The organism is Bdellovibrionales bacterium (genome assembly GCA_018266295.1).
Classification (GTDB): Bacteria; Bdellovibrionota; Bdellovibrionia; order Bdellovibrionales; family Bdellovibrionaceae; genus JACMRP01.
In genome coordinates this window covers 137,729-152,210 of record JAFEAQ010000010.1, presented here as the reverse complement: position 1 = coordinate 152,210, position 14,482 = coordinate 137,729, and the positions used below count along the sequence as shown (strand labels likewise).

The following is a 14,482-nucleotide window of genomic DNA, read 5'->3' as shown; positions in this document are numbered from 1 at the left end:
TTACTCCATATCGATATTGAATTGATAACCAAGACCTGGAATGGTCTTAATATAATCGCCATAAGAACCTAATTTTTTTCTGACTGTGTATATATGTTTGTCGATCGACCTTTCGTTAATGTGGACCGTGCCTCCCCAAATAGAGTCAATGAGTTGATTCCGAGTGAAGATACGGCCCGGTTTTTGGGCTAAGTGCAGCAGGATGCGATATTCAATCGGTGTCATGTTAATGAGCTCATGCTTGTCATCTTTGATCGCATAGACCGAATAGGTCATCGTATCAAAGCGCAAATGACCGCGTTGTAATTGCAACTCGTTGCGGTCATGCAAGAGCGACTTTTTGAGTTTGGACTCGATGCGGGCTTTGAGCTCGAGAGGGACAAAGGGTTTTGTGATATAGTCGTCGGCCCCGAGGCTCAGTCCTAGAATCTTATCCGTCACGCCGGTTTTGCCGGTCAGAAAGATCACTGGAATGCGAGAAGTCGCGGGATTGGTCTGCAGATCGTTGCAGAAATCAAAGCCGCTTCCATCAGGTAGCATCACATCGAGTAAAATAAGGTGAATCTCACGGCTTTCTAAGTATTCTTTCGCCTCTTTTAGGCTGGAAGCAAAAAAGAGGTGCAGATCTCTTTCGAGAGAGCCGCGTATAATGACCTGATACTCGGCTGAGTCTTCAATCACCAGGACATTAGGAATAAAAGCTTGCACGTGACTTTCAGGGGCTTTTTCTGTCGTTCTGTATCCGTAGTCCCTGAATCCACTCACGAGCTGGTTGCCATCCATGTTAGTCATCTAAAATCCTCCGTGTTTTAAAATATCTCTAAGTCTATGCTTGTATCGTAGGTATGACTCTTGTTCCAAAATCGCATTTGTGCCGAAAGATCGCTGATGGCCGCATCCAATGCGGCGGCAACGACCTCGTCTTCACCCGATGCAAAGAGCAGATCCTTTTCGCTGGCGAGGTTTAACTGCACCAAATAGCGATCATCGAGGTCGACGATCTTAGCTGTGAGGCTGCAGTTGTTAGGACATTTCTCTAGCAGAAATGTCAATTGCCCGCTGACGAAAAGTTTCAACTCCAGATTCGGTTCCAAATTCTGGTAAATCAGAGTCATATTTTTATTCGGTATCACGCTAGTCTTTTCCATGATGAACTCCTCCGAAGACTTCCTTGAGATAGCCGTTGAATTTCTCTGGCGAGAACGGCTTGTCGAAGAAGGGTGGGGGATAATCGAAGTTCTTGACGATCTGTTGGTAGCGTTCGCTGCCGATACCAGACGTAATCACCATGTCGACGGCCGGGAATTTTTCGCGAACGATGTCCCAGAGTTCAAGACTGTTCTCCGTCGGTGAAAGGTAGTAGTCGGCAATCAGAAGATCGCACTTTTCCTTTTCAAGAATATCGATGGCTTCATCGATGTTTGTTGCTAAAAAGCATTTAATATCTGGATTGAAGTTCTTGACGATGTGTCTGAGTCCAAGCAAAGAAATTGGATCGTCCTCGACGATCAAAACTTTCTTGCTGGCACGGATCTTTTGCATTTCGAGGAAGTATTGCAGGTATTCATTAAACTCGGAGTTAATCTGCGACGTATCAATGAGGTCGTTTGCCGGATCTTTTCGATAAGACAAATGCTTTGAAATATTCGATTTGACTGTCGAATCTTCTTTCATTGAATCCCCCTTTTGTTAAGTATCCATTGGGGATGTCGAGAATGTATTACCTAGCTATGGAGAAATCGTCACAGAACGTCTAGTTCTTAGCACTTGCTAAATAAGATGTTGGTTTGTCTTTAACTGGCAAAAGTCGTGAGTTTATAGCCTGTACCGAAAACGGTTTCAATCTTCACACGTGAAGGTTGGATCTTTTTACGGATATGAGCGATATGCGCATCCACCGTGCGATCCGTGATGTAGACCTTGCCACCCCAGATATGATTGATGATCTCGTCGCGGCTGATGACTTTGTTTTTCTGTTTAGACAAAAAAGCAAAAATGCGGAACTCAAGTGAGGTGAGACTGGTCGGAGCTTGCTCGCCGTTTTTATCTAGATACAATTTTTGTTCAGCCACGTTCACCGTGATGTCTTCAATTTTATAATTCGCGGATTGATTCTGTTGTTCAGAGATCTTGCGGATCTTCGCATCGATGCGAAGTTTGAGTTCGATCGGATCAAACGGCTTTGAAATAAAGTCATCAGCGCCATAAGTAAACGCCATGGCTTTGTTGGCAAGTGCGGTCTTGCTGCTGATGATGAAGATGGCGCCCTGATGTTTCTGAGCTTCGGGGATTTCAGTCAGGAAGCGAAGCCCATCACCGTCCGGCAGTTCAATATCTAAGATAATAGCGGCATAAGGACCGAGTTTCAGAGCACGGGATGCTTCATCGAGGGAGCTGCAACCAACTGTGGAATAATCTTTCAAGATATTCTGAAGAATCAATTGGCATTCAGGAGTGTCTTCTATGAAAAGAATCTTCTTAGCATCCATACTTCTTCTCCAGTGCAGCTTGCACTTTGTTTTGTTTACAGGAAAGAAACACCAAATTGATTACGCTGTCAAATTTCGATCTTCATCTGTTGTATCGAGCACTGAAACGTGTAAATAGTTCGCTGTTGACGTGGTCCACATCACTTTGGAGCGGATAGAAGATTTTTTTTCGGGACTCGAACACTTCTTGCGTTTCTGTGCTTGAAAACTAGTAAATTAAAAACTATATACTCCATCCCTAGCTTAAAGAAAATCGACATCCTGCACGTAACCTCTCGACGACAACCTGATTCATCACTGATGGTAAATTAGGGCTAGAACGATATAAAAGGTGAACGAAAAAATGTTTAGTCACTCACGGAAGAGTATCCTTAAGTTTCTGGCTCAAATCCAGCAATCCTCTCATGGCAACGGGCAGCCATCCGCCTATGAAAACGGTGCCAACACCGCCGCGGATATTCTGTCTAACTCATACGAACTTAATGCGCAGGAAGTTCTCAAAATGCAAAATCAAGACAGTGAAATTTCGGATCGCGAAGGCGGAGTGGATCTCTCTTTCTTCAAAGTCCTTGTTGCCGAAGACAATCTGATCAATCAAAAAATCGTTCAAAAGATGCTCCAAAAAATGGACGTGCGTTTTAAGATCGTCAATAACGGCACGGAGGTTCTCGAAGCGCTTCGCAATGATTACTTCGATATGGTTCTGATGGACTGCTACATGCCACAGATGTCAGGTTTTGAAGCCGCGGCCCTGATCCGCGCAAGTCAAGAGCGCTTTGCTTCGATTCCATTGATTGCTTGCTCAGCCGGGCTGATGGAGGATGATATCGTCACGAGCCGTGAAGTCGGAATGAATGACTATCTTCTAAAGCCAGTGACCTTTGATCAGCTGCGAGGAAAAATTCATAAGTGGGCAAATCGCATCTATGCGGACCTTTCAGTGCTGGATACGAGCTCGCTTGATAAAATCCGGATCTTCGATGATCAACATCAGACGTTGCTCAGATCTCTTTATCAAATCTATTCGGAAAACACGCAGGATGAGATCTATAAATTGCGCGATCTTATTCAAGACGGCACCGAAGAACTCATTCGTAAAAAAGCCCACATGCTAAAATCCAGCGCGGCACAGCTCGGAGCTTTCCGCTTTGAAAAGTTCTGCATTCTGATGGAGCATGAAGAGAATCTTGATAGCGAGCGTGCGAAAAAGCTCTTCACGGGCTTGAGTGTTGAGTATGAAAAGTCACGAATGCGCTTCTCCGAGTACTGTCAAAATCTTAGTCAAATTTCAAATGTGTTGATGTGAGACGGTCTAAATGTATGAAATAACAAAAGAAAAATGTCTTCATCTTGCGGTTAAAACCTACAGTCGATGACGAGAATTGTCCAAGCTAATCTGTGTAGGTATCGACAAATATAAAACCCCAATGGATTGTGGGCGCAAGGTGAAACAACCGATTGTTTCAGGGGGGAGGATGATGAGTTCTCCCCCTGTTTTTTAGTTATAACTTTTCAAGCGTTTTTAAAAAGTCTGCTGGAGGCGGACTGGTGATCGTCAGCATCTCTCGGGTGTGTGGATGTTGAAAGATCAGCTGATAAGCGTGCAACATCATCCTAGGAGCTTTCTTAGCGCCCTCAGGCGTGTTGTAAAGGTCGTCCCCAAGGATGGGGAGACCCGCCTCAGCCAAATGCACCCGGATCTGATGCATGCGTCCCGTACGCGGTTTGGCCTCAATCAAGAGGCCTTTTTTCTTTGTTTCAAGCCTCCGAAAATCAGTCACTGCCGGGAGACCTCCAGAACGCACGCTGTGCATCTTACGGCGCTGGCTACGGGGGGCAGGTTTCTCTGTGAGGTAATTCTTCACCTGCCACGAGTCCTTGCATTTGCCGGGCACTGTGAGCGCCCAATAGATCTTTTCAAATTCATGGCGCTTAAACATGTCACTGATCTGCTGGTTGTACTTTTGGTCTTTGCAGAAGAGCAGGACGCCAGAGGTGTCCTTATCAAGGCGATGGTGCATGGCCAGGTAAGCGTCCGGCTGGGCTTCGCGGAGCTGAGCATGCAAAAGCCCGTAGGTGTGCGGGCGTCGTTTGTCGAGAGTAGCTTGCGTAGGGATTCCCGCGGGCTTATCCACGACCACTAAAATCTCGTCCTCGTAGAGGATCGGGATCTTAGCGAGCGGGGCAGTTGTAGCGGTTTTCATAGATCATCTGACGCTGACGTTTCAGCTCAAGGCTGGACATTCTGAACTTGCGTCCGTCGCAACCGCTTTCTTGAATCGCTTGGCGGATGGCATCCACTTCGCCGCGAGCCATTTTAAGTTTCCAGATGAGTTTGATCTTGAGCCAGTTTTCCAAGTATTCGCAGCGATAATTCTGGTTCGGCGGAATGTACTTTTCAGGAGTGCCGTCGCCCTTGCTCATGTTTTCATGACCGCTGGCTGTAATGAGGTGGAATTTATTCCCCATGTAGTTCGCGTAAGTGCAACGAGTTTGGAAGTTCCACTCCCACGCACCAGAGATGTAAGCGTTTTTGAGTGGGACCATGTGGTCGATCTGAATTTGCTTTGATTCACGAAGAACGTCGCCGGCGTAAGGGTCTGCCCAGCGGCCTTTTTCAACCACGCAGTGATTAGTGTCCTTGAAAGACACTTGCGTTTCGGAGTCGCGGATCAAAACGCGGGCGCGGGTGTTGTAGCAAGTTTGGTCGTTAGGATCGTTGATCCAGCGGCCAAAGTGGAGTTTGCGATCGTACTTCATCGTCGGACGAGACGGCGTTTGCTCGTGGTACGTCCAACGGAGCAAGTTCACAGCCACGGCGCGAGCGTACTCCACGAACTGGCGGTTCGAGAGAGCTTCGAGCGGGGACATGTTTCGAGGGTCTGGTTGGGGTTGTTGAACTTCTTGTTGGCTTTGGTCCACCGGCTGCAGGGGTTGTTCAGGAGATTGAACAACGGGTGCGAAAGTCGGTTGCACTTCGTCGATGGTATAAAAGTCATCGACGATGGCAGTGTCGTTCGCGGCGGTGGTATCGATGATGCTGTTATGTGAAGTGTCTTGTTGAGCTGTTGCAAACGGAGTTGCAAAGCTGAGACCCACGAACAACATCAGCAGAAGTGCTGATGATTTTGACCTGTGTTTCGAACAGAATAACATTGAACTCGTCCCCTCTATTAGAGCTCAAAAAACTGACTACGCTTCGGTGACGTCATTAACTTCAACTTCGAGCATAGTTTCAAGCAAAAACCTCCGTGGCGCGTGTTAGTAATTCGTTAAGGTGGGGTATATGCTGAATGGCTCGGCACACGAGGACAGCCAAAACCTGTTTCCGCCGCCCACAACATGTTTCGAAACACATTGCTGCGACGCAATGAACACCCTGTCGAGGAAAGCGAAGGGAGCACATGATTCATCTGTTTCCAGGTAAAAAATACGCTCTTAGCCCTAAGCTCCCGCGCTTACGCAGTTCCTTGCCGTATTCGGGTGATCCATTCATTGAATTTCTGTAAGTACTCCTCGCGCGCTCTCTGGCCTTTGGCAGCTTGAAGGCGGTTGGCTTTGAAGTAGCCACGGAGCTGGAGTTCTTCGAGTTTTGTCTTAATTACGCGAGTGAAGGCGAGGCCTTGCCAGAATTTCCCAGAGGCATGCCCACGGCGAGCGTTGGTGATTTTTCGTGCGATGAGGGCTGTTACGGATCTTAGGAAGTTCTGAAAGCCTTCTCGGTATTTGAATTTAAGCTTGATGTGAAGGTGATTCCCGACGTTGACGACTTCAGCGATTTGTACGCCCCATTTTTTTGATTTGGATTTAAGGATTTCGCGGATGATTTGTTGGTTCTTTGGAGTGAGGAAGCTCCATGGGCCTTTTGCTTTTTCTGACTTAAGGGTGAGGTGAGTCCATTTCTTTTCTGAAAGTGGACGGTATTCTTTACGCCGACCTTTTGAATCAACTCCCCCATGAGTGGTTCTTCCGTACTTACGTTTTGTAGTATCAGAGTCATGATAATCAAAAAGTGGGGAGGAGGAGTTTTTCATTCACGGGCAATATAATTATTTGCTTATATTTGGTCAATAGAATTAGTGTTAAGTAAATGATTTATAAGAAGATTTAAGATTTCTACCTCTCTCTCTTCTTTCTATTTTCTTTCTCTCTCCACATGATTATTTGTATTCATCAGCTCTTTAAGAAACCTGGTGAGAGTTTCAATTTTTCCGTGATGTGCGATGAGACTTGCGTGCTCGCCCAGTCGCTTACTTCGCGTGGGCCATCCATCCGTGAGAACGGGGCTGACCGACCATCGTGGTCGGCCAGGCGAGGTATGTGGGGAGGCGATTTAAATATTTTTGGAGGGGAGAGAATCAGGTTATGGGTGAAAAGGTACCAGGTCGCTTTTCCGGATGAGATCTTATTGGTTTGATGTGAGGTTGGGTTGGGATTCATTCCTTGCGTCTGCCTAGGTGTCGTACTTTGTGTTGGTAATTCTGGATAGGCCCAATGAGGGCCGTTCGGTGAGGCTCAGCGAGCTTTTGGTTCCTTTTTGGAGAGAGTCTTTACTGGATGTTGGACGGCTCTGGCGGCGGAGGTCTCCGCCGCAGCGGCTCGCTGCTATGGGTGGTTTAGGTGTGCGGCCGTCCACTGGGCGAGGTCGCCGAGTTTTGGGTGATTGAAGAGGGCCTCTACTTCTGGAAGAAGGGCCTTGATTTTGCGGTTGGCTGTGACGATCAGGGCGTTGCGCTTTAAGCCAAAGCCTCCTGCGCGTGACAGAGGGGTGCCTAGCAAGGATTTTTCGAGGTGTTTGCCTGAGCTTGTCAGTAGCCAGCGGAGCTCCTCTTCGAGAGCGGCTTTTGCGTCGTCGGTTTTGCTTTGCACAGACTCCACGCTTAGCTGATTTTTGAAAGCCTTCTGGTTCCACGGGCAAACCGTTTGGCAAAGGTCGCAGCCAAAAAGCCAGTCGCCGATTTTCTCGCGCAGCTCCACCGGCGGCACCTCGCGGGATTCGATGGTGAGGTACGAAATGCATTTGCGCGCGTCGAGTTTGCGTTCCTCTGTGATCGCATTCGTTGGGCAAATGTCCATGCAACGAGTGCAGGTGCCGCAGAAGTCGTGCACAGGCACCACATCCGATTTCACTGCAAGGCTTGTGTAGACCTCGCCGATAAAAAACAAACTGCCTTTTTTGGGATGAATCACGCAAGTATTTTTGCCGACCCAGCCAAGGCCCGCACGGTACGCGAGATCGCGTTCTAGTACGGGACTGCTGTCCGTCATCGGCACGAACTCTTCCCCTGGAAAAAGACTCTTGAATTCGTCGCACAAGGTTTGCAATTTCATCTTAAACCACAGGTGATAGTCATATCCCTGGGCATACAAACTCACGCGGGATTCTTTTAGCGGGAATTTCTCGGTCGGCATTGGGTGCGGAAAATAGGGAACGGCAAAGACCAGGGCTGAATGTGCTCGCGGCCACTGGGTCTGCGGCTTTTCTTTAATCGGGGCGTGGGTGGCGAGGTATTCCATTTTGCCGTGCAAACCTTCGCTGAGCCAATTCTGATAAACTTCAAAGCTGAGGGGACGAGTCAGAGCGCTCATTCCAAAGTGCGAAAAGCCAAGTTCTTTGGACTTTGCATCTAAAAAATTTTGGAGGTCTTCATGCTTCATCGTCAAAAGGAGTTTCCAATACCGAAAATCGCGGGTTATCCTAAAAACGAATGAATATCCAATCTCACCCGCATTGGCCAGCGCTAGAAAAAATTTATCATAAATTGGTCGATAATGGCTACAAGGCCTATTTGGCCGGCGGCTGCGTGCGGGATGCGCTTCTGAATAAGACAGCCAATGACTTGGACCTTGCGACGGATGCCACCCCTGAAGCCATTGAAAAGCTTTTCCCAAAGACTGTGGCGGTCGGGAAGGCCTTCGGGGTCATGCTCGTTATCGAAGACGGGATTTCGTTTGAAGTGGCCACCTTCCGCTCAGATGGCAACTATGCTGATGGCCGGCGCCCTGATTCGGTGGTGTTCACAACGCCAGAAGAGGACGCTCTTCGCCGTGATTTTACAGTGAATGCGCTCTTCTATGATCTTAACCAAGGTCGAGTTCTGGATTTCGTTGGAGGTCTCAAGGACTTAGCTGATAAAAAAATCAAAGCTGTTGGAAATCCCGAGGAGAGATTCCGCGAAGATCATCTTCGTTTGCTCCGGGCTGTGCGTTTTGCCGCCCAGTTGGATTTTGCAATAGAGCCTGAAACGTTCACGGCCGTTAAGCAACTTGCAAACTCTGTCAAAACCGTCAGTGCTGAGCGCATTCACGAAGAGAGTTTTAAGTTGTTAAAATCCACGAATCCTTTACGGGGTTTGCAGCTCTTGCACGAAAGTGGTTTGGGGAAAGTGCTCTTTCCAGGATGGCAAAATATCTATGCGAAATCTCAAAAAGAGTATCAGCTTTTGTTCGCAAACCCATCAAAGGACGAAGCTTTTTTGTGGTTCGCGTTCTTAACTCCGTGGGCTTTACAAAAGGATCTCGAATGGCAATGGATCATCGATACTTATAGATTCTCGCGAATACTCCAGAAGACTTTGAAGAGAGCGCTGGAATATGTTGAAAATCCAAAGCATTTCTTCCTCGCCACTCCGGGAGAGCAATTGGCACTTTTGGGAGATGAATCCGTCAGGCTTTTCATTCGCGTCTGTCAATTGCTGGGGATTGAGTCCCGCGGGGCTGATTTGATGATGAAGCAATGGCAGGCCTGGGGTGAAAAGATGCCCGAGGCTTGGGTGAAGGGTGATGATCTTAAAGGACACTTTGAAGGACGTGAGCTAGGTATCTGGCTTCACAAGCTTTTTGTTATGCAATTGGAAGGTCGCTTCCATTCCCGCGAAGAGATGATGGCTCAGTTGCCGAACTTCTTAAAGACCTGAGTGATCGTTACTAAATCCACATAAGATTTGCCATTGAGGGACTCGTCACGAATCGCAGCGATCGCCGCTTTCGGTGTCATGCCAAGCTTGTCACCGTCCAACGCTGTTAACTCCAAGAGACGCATCGCAAGCCTCAGGACCTTTCCCATGGGTTCGATTTTGTCATTCGGAAGTGCGTGGGGGAAGCCTGAGCCGTCCGCATTTTCTTGATGCTGGACAATGCCCGTTGAAACTTCCTGGGGAAGTGGGACTTTTTTTGACTTAATCAAAATCACCGAACGATCCGGGTACAGTTTGTACTCCGAGGCCTCTTCCGGCGAGAGATCTTTAGGAGCTTTACCAATGGCACTTAAAGGCATTTGCGCAAGGCCCACGTTATGTAGAAGACCTGCTAAAGCAGCACTTTCAGTTCTTGCAGCATCCATTCCTAAAAGCGACGCAAAGCCGGCGGCAAAGACTGCCATACTTAAAGCATCTTGATAAGTGCTGCGCGGATGTCCTGTAAACTTATAGATTTCTTTGATTCGCTCTTCTGGAGTTTTCGCGGTGGTAATTTCTAACTCGTTGAGGATCATACGGCAGCGTTCAAAGATTGCTTTCCCGGCTTGGAAGTCGGCGGCCTCAGAATTCAAGAACTCAGAGATGATCTCGTGGATGAGCTTTTTTGACTTATATATGCGCTCCGTTTGCGGAACCGGATTGGCCATGTCTCGCATGGTCAGGATTGTGCGGGCGTATTCGAAAAAAGGCTTAATCTGCGTCTTCTTAATATAGAGGCGCTGATGAGTGGTGTCGGACTTTTCTAGGAGACGGTCATCAATTTTGCCGCCGCCTTTACGAACGCGGAAGCTTTTGCCATTAGACGGCAGATGTATATAGACATCGAAGTTGATGTCTTCTTCGGTGTTAATATCGGTCATTTCAATCGGAAGCAGGGAGGAGACGGGGATATTGGTTCCGCGCATTTCCACCGGTGCCAAGGTTAGAATCATGTCAGAGACAAACTCACGGTCATAGCTTGTATGCATGATGAAGTTTGCGCCGTTTTTCTTAACCAAGGAAAAATCCAGCTGATCGCCAGGTCCATAGAGAACGATGAGCGGGCAGTCAGGATAAGTCATTTTTACGCTTTGAACCCACTCTGAAGTTGTGAGCGTGCCACCTTGGCCGTCGACCAGCGCCAGCAGAGGCTTTAGATTTTCAGTGGGTGACAGGATGCTGTCCGTGTCCTTCATGAAATGAAGTTTGTAAGGGTAGTAACCTCTTAAAATAACTTGAACGTCCTGCCAGAAGCTTTCTCGCTGGCTTGTGATAAGGACGTCCACAGTAGATTCAATAGGTTTTTCGGACATTCAGGTATTGTTACATGGGGGGATTACATTTGCACAGTAATCTTTACGTGAAAGACGGAGTTGTTCTTCAATTCGAACGGAATAACGAGAGTTGCTCCTTTTGATGATTTAGAAAGAACGAACTCTCCGCGAATCACCGAAGGGATTGCCATCTCAAAATTATATCCCATTTGGTTGAGTGCGGTCTTTGCGGTCCCATAGATCATGTTCGTTAATTCGCCGACAGCATCTGAAACATCTTTATTAATTTCAGTGTGCTTTTCGCCGAGCATGTTCTCCATGATCTGGAAAATAGATTCTTTATTGAATGAAATGAGCAGGGTGCCCTTCAAAGGAGGAGCCACCATTCCGACCATTCCGGCGATTTCGCCTTTTTCAGTCATTTCCGGCTCAATATAAGGTTTTCCAACTTTTGCTTCTGTTTGGGCAATCGTAGCGAGGGTCTTTAAAACGCCGTCGACAAAAGCTTGAAGGAGCTTCTTATCAAAGAGTGGATTCGCCTCTGGGACAGTTTTAGGTGCGGCAGACATGGTATTTATCCTTCACTTTAAAAGTTCAAAAATCTTAAGAGGCTTTGGCTGCAGGGGCAGCAGAGTGGCGCTGGTAAACTCTTTCCATTTTTGCTTTCAAAGTCGCTGCATTAAATGGTTTTACAACATAGTCAGAGACGCCGGCTTTAGCAGCTTCCAAAATGTGTTTTTGCTCGGATTCTGCGGTGACCAACATGAAAGGCATATTTTTAAGGTTTGCGTCGGCTTTACAGGCTTTCAGAAGGTCGATTCCAGTCATACCTGGCATATTCCAGTCGGAGATCACAAAGCCATAAGGCTGGCCCGAAGTCGCTGCGGCTTGCAGCATCGGAAGTGCGTTTTTGCCGTCATCAGCCTCTTCTACGTTCGTGTAGCCAAGCTCATTCAGGACTTTTTTGATAATTTTACGCATTGTTGCGAAATCATCGACCACTAGAAATTTGGTGTCGTTAGGAAACATAATATGCCCTCGCCGGTTAATTCTTAGAATTCTTCCTAACTTTTCGGTCTAGTTTTTTAAAACTAGAGTCCAAGTGTCTTGCTAAAAAGATATTTTGTTGTAAGACTTGAATCTAGGTGGTGTGACTCTTTTTGGGACGAACATAGAGGTTTATTTCAAGAAGGGTACAAAGGTCGCAAGGCCTAGGGCTAAACAAAAAACAAAAAAAGATAAACAATAACGGGAAGGGAGCAAGGATGCTCAGAGATGTCCTGATTCAAAAAGGTCTTTCTAATCGTGAGGCTGAAGTTGCTGAATTAGTAAGCAAAGGCTTGTCCAACAAGGAAGTTGCGAACCAGCTTTTTGTCACAGAAAAAACTGTGAAATTTCACCTGACAAATATCTACAAAAAAATGAACGTGAAGTCACGTGCCCAATTGATCGTTTGGTGCTTGCCTCACCTTGGTTTCGTCGAGAACGAAGTTCGTACAGAGACGAATATCAATCAAGGAGTTGCAGCAGCGGCTTACAACAATCAAGCCACTCAAACAATCCCTGCTGGTCACACGACAGTAGCGGGTGCTACGACTCTTCCGGGCGCTCAAAATGGTATCGGCCGCAATGGTAACGGCGATATCGGCGCAGGCATGTAATTTAGTTTAAAATACTTTTTCGAAAGTTGAGGGTCATTATCATGGGGAGCGCTAAACCAGTTTCAGCATCCCAGGTGATAATGACCCAATTAGTTTTACCGACCCATATCAACGCCTTGGGATCTATCTTCGGTGGAACCATCATGTCGTGGATCGACATCGCCGCTGCGATCGCAGCCCAACGTCACTCCAATAAAGAAGTCGTCACTGCAAGTATTGATTCTTTGAGTTTTATTGCGCCAGTTTACAAAGGCTGGGTCGTAAACCTGAAAGCATCAGTGAATTTCACTTCTCGTACTTCGATGGAAGTCGGAGTTCGTGTCGATGCTGAGAATCCAAAGACGGGCGAAGTCTTCCATACCGCCTCTGCATACACCACATTCGTCGCTTTAGGTTCTAACGGTAAGCCCACGGAAGTGCCCGGCTTAGTCTGTGAAACTCCAGACGAGAAGCGACGTTATGACGAAGGCAAGCGCCGTCGTGAAGAGCGTCTTGCTCATCGTAAGAATCCATAGGCTTTATTCTTCGAGGCTTTTTAAAAGTTCTTGTTCCTTAAAACCAGAAAAATACAAACTGTAAGCAGTGCTCATATAGTCGCGAGATTCGTGGCCCATGTCTTGGAGGCCGCTGTTGGCGAAGTCATTAAGGAATGAGTTTATTTTTGCAACCTTGGCGCGATAGTCTGCATACTGTTTAAGTTGCGGATACCGTTTCAAGTTCGCGTCTGTCATCAGTGACTTTAAGTTGTACTGTTGAGCCAAGGCATCGGTTTCTTGAAGTTCTTTGCCGTACATCGCCTTGAGGTCTTGCAGTGTCTCACGGTACTGCTTTTGAATGAGATTGATTTTATTTGTGTATGCTTTGGTGTATTCCGTATTCCCACTCTTCTCGGCGGTGTCTTTCATTGTAGAATAGCTTTGCAGACGAGACTCGTAGCGGAATATTTTTTCAAACGATATTGAGGCCATGTTTTCCACCGCTTTTGATTGGAAATTGAATTTTAACAGCGGCGGGCAGTCCGTTTGCTGAGGGATGCAATTCATTAATAAGCTAAGGACGTTTTTCTTGTGATCAAAGAACGGGCCTCGGTCATCGCCGGCAAGCCAGAACTTGGAGCGTATATCCTGGATAGATTCGGTGATCTCGTCTTTTTTCTCTTCAGGAATATAAAGAGCCACGGTTCCGCCAACCACGCCAAACATCAAGCCACCGAGAGTGCCTGCGCCTGGAAACAAAGTTGTGCCAATGGCACTCGCCGTGGCCATAGACGAAACCATCGTGACGAACTCGCCGGTCGCGATGCGGGTTCGCCAAGTATTGTAGAGCCAGAGGTTTCTTAAATCATCGTCGTGAATCAAAATCTTCATCATATTGCCAAAAATCTTTTGCAGAAGCTCCCAGTCCTTTTGACTTTGCTCGTCTGGAGGGATGAGGCCATTACGAAGTGAGTTTATTAACAGTGGCATCAGGTTTTGGGCACGCTCGTATTCGCAATCACACTCGAGCATTTCTGTGGCCTCGGTGTAGAGCTGATTGCCCATTTCCCAGCCCATAAAGGTGATAAAGGTGGCAATGCCTGACTTGAGAAGATCTTTTAAAATAGGACGAGAAGTGCTGCTATCGACCATTTGATCGAATATTTGAAGTGGTTTTTTTGCCGCCTTACCGACGGCGCCAGCGCTGGCAAGACTTGCCCAGATATGACCGTCATTGAGAATGTATTCGGCCGCTTCAGCACTTTTCTCCAGCAACGTTTTTTGGTCGATGGGCTGATTTTTTAATTTAGATTGAGTGACAGACTGGCGAACAAGATCCACGCCTGAAAGAATCATCATCATCATCAAAGTTTGGCCTGTTTGCATGATGACGTTTGAGTTTCCGGCGGTGATCTCTTGGGAGGCCTTCTTGGTCGAGGCCCTGTTGAGACCCCGTTGCGAGGCATTTTTAAAGTGTTTGCCATAGGAACGGGAAACTTTAGTTAAACTTGTGGCAGATGCAGTGGGGGTGCTTGCCTCAGCCAAGGCCGTGGCAGAGAGGTTCAAGGCGAACCCGAAAGCTAAAAGTATTTTTGAGTACGCCTTGATAGCCACCATGGGGGATCT

At 47.2% G+C, this 14,482-nt stretch carries 16 protein-coding genes; 4 read left to right on the top strand and 12 right to left on the bottom strand.

Going from position 1 to position 14,482, the window contains the following annotated elements; translation table 11 throughout:
- The 4 genes from JSU04_08445 to JSU04_08430 form a co-directional block, all read right to left on the bottom strand.
- Positions 1 to 792: a response regulator transcription factor gene (locus JSU04_08445; GenBank protein MBS1970324.1), complete on the bottom strand. Its 792-nt coding sequence runs from the start codon at positions 790 to 792 to the stop codon at positions 1 to 3.
- A 17-nt stretch (positions 793 to 809) separates the two neighbouring features.
- Positions 810 to 1,148: a hypothetical protein gene (locus tag JSU04_08440; GenBank protein MBS1970323.1), complete on the bottom strand. Its 339-nt coding sequence runs from the start codon at positions 1,146 to 1,148 to the stop codon at positions 810 to 812.
- Complete coding sequence (locus JSU04_08435; protein MBS1970322.1) at positions 1,135 to 1,674, bottom strand: response regulator transcription factor; 540 nt, start codon at positions 1,672 to 1,674, stop codon at positions 1,135 to 1,137. The genes JSU04_08440 and JSU04_08435 overlap by 14 nt, the downstream gene beginning before the upstream one ends.
- A gap of 119 nt (positions 1,675 to 1,793) precedes the next feature.
- Positions 1,794 to 2,489 (bottom strand): response regulator transcription factor, encoded by a 696-nt coding sequence (locus tag JSU04_08430; GenBank protein MBS1970321.1) that lies wholly within the window; start codon positions 2,487 to 2,489, stop codon positions 1,794 to 1,796.
- A 343-nt stretch (positions 2,490 to 2,832) separates the two neighbouring features.
- Between JSU04_08430 and JSU04_08425 the strand changes: the two genes are divergently transcribed.
- Positions 2,833 to 3,795 (top strand): response regulator, encoded by a 963-nt coding sequence (locus tag JSU04_08425; protein ID MBS1970320.1) that lies wholly within the window; start codon positions 2,833 to 2,835, stop codon positions 3,793 to 3,795.
- Positions 3,796 to 3,991: 196 nt separating this feature from the next.
- On the opposite strand, the gene JSU04_08420 is transcribed toward JSU04_08425, so the two are convergent.
- The 4 genes from JSU04_08420 to queG all read right to left on the bottom strand — a co-directional run bounded on the left by JSU04_08420 (position 3,992) and on the right by queG (position 8,147).
- A complete protein-coding gene (locus JSU04_08420) occupies positions 3,992 to 4,693 on the bottom strand; it encodes an RluA family pseudouridine synthase (GenBank protein ID MBS1970319.1) in 702 nt (233 codons plus the stop codon).
- A complete protein-coding gene (locus tag JSU04_08415) occupies positions 4,662 to 5,645 on the bottom strand; it encodes an HNH endonuclease (protein MBS1970318.1) in 984 nt (327 codons plus the stop codon). The genes JSU04_08420 and JSU04_08415 overlap by 32 nt, the downstream gene beginning before the upstream one ends.
- Before the next feature lie 302 nt (positions 5,646 to 5,947).
- A complete protein-coding gene (locus JSU04_08410; protein MBS1970317.1) occupies positions 5,948 to 6,523 on the bottom strand; it encodes a transposase in 576 nt (191 codons plus the stop codon).
- A 571-nt stretch (positions 6,524 to 7,094) separates the two neighbouring features.
- On the bottom strand, positions 7,095 to 8,147 hold the full coding sequence (queG, locus tag JSU04_08405; GenBank protein MBS1970316.1) for a tRNA epoxyqueuosine(34) reductase QueG: 1,053 nt from the start codon (positions 8,145 to 8,147) through the stop codon (positions 7,095 to 7,097).
- A 50-nt stretch (positions 8,148 to 8,197) separates the two neighbouring features.
- On the opposite strand from queG, the gene JSU04_08400 reads away from it, so the two are divergent.
- A complete protein-coding gene (locus JSU04_08400; GenBank protein ID MBS1970315.1) occupies positions 8,198 to 9,406 on the top strand; it encodes a CCA tRNA nucleotidyltransferase in 1,209 nt (402 codons plus the stop codon).
- Here JSU04_08400 and JSU04_08395 read toward each other — a convergent pair.
- The 3 genes from JSU04_08395 to JSU04_08385 are packed head-to-tail and all read right to left on the bottom strand — an operon-like array spanning position 9,379 to position 11,748.
- On the bottom strand, positions 9,379 to 10,758 hold the full coding sequence (locus tag JSU04_08395; GenBank protein ID MBS1970314.1) for a hypothetical protein: 1,380 nt from the start codon (positions 10,756 to 10,758) through the stop codon (positions 9,379 to 9,381). The two genes, JSU04_08400 and JSU04_08395, sit on opposite strands and share 28 nt — an antisense overlap.
- A 23-nt stretch (positions 10,759 to 10,781) precedes the next feature.
- The gene (locus tag JSU04_08390; protein MBS1970313.1) at positions 10,782 to 11,288 is read right to left on the bottom strand and encodes a chemotaxis protein CheX; all 507 of its coding nucleotides are present in this window, start codon (positions 11,286 to 11,288) and stop codon (positions 10,782 to 10,784) included.
- A 34-nt stretch (positions 11,289 to 11,322) separates the two neighbouring features.
- Positions 11,323 to 11,748 (bottom strand): response regulator, encoded by a 426-nt coding sequence (locus JSU04_08385; GenBank protein ID MBS1970312.1) that lies wholly within the window; start codon positions 11,746 to 11,748, stop codon positions 11,323 to 11,325.
- Positions 11,749 to 11,984: 236 nt separating this feature from the next.
- Here JSU04_08385 and JSU04_08380 point away from each other — a divergent pair, with 236 nt between their 5' ends.
- A complete protein-coding gene (locus JSU04_08380; GenBank protein ID MBS1970311.1) occupies positions 11,985 to 12,380 on the top strand; it encodes a response regulator transcription factor in 396 nt (131 codons plus the stop codon).
- Between the two features lie 80 nt (positions 12,381 to 12,460).
- The gene (locus tag JSU04_08375; GenBank protein ID MBS1970310.1) at positions 12,461 to 12,895 is read left to right on the top strand and encodes an acyl-CoA thioesterase; all 435 of its coding nucleotides are present in this window, start codon (positions 12,461 to 12,463) and stop codon (positions 12,893 to 12,895) included.
- A gap of 3 nt (positions 12,896 to 12,898) precedes the next feature.
- On the opposite strand, the gene JSU04_08370 is transcribed toward JSU04_08375, so the two are convergent.
- The gene (locus JSU04_08370) at positions 12,899 to 14,473 is read right to left on the bottom strand and encodes a hypothetical protein (GenBank protein MBS1970309.1); all 1,575 of its coding nucleotides are present in this window, start codon (positions 14,471 to 14,473) and stop codon (positions 12,899 to 12,901) included.
- Positions 14,474 to 14,482: the final 9 nt, after the last annotated feature.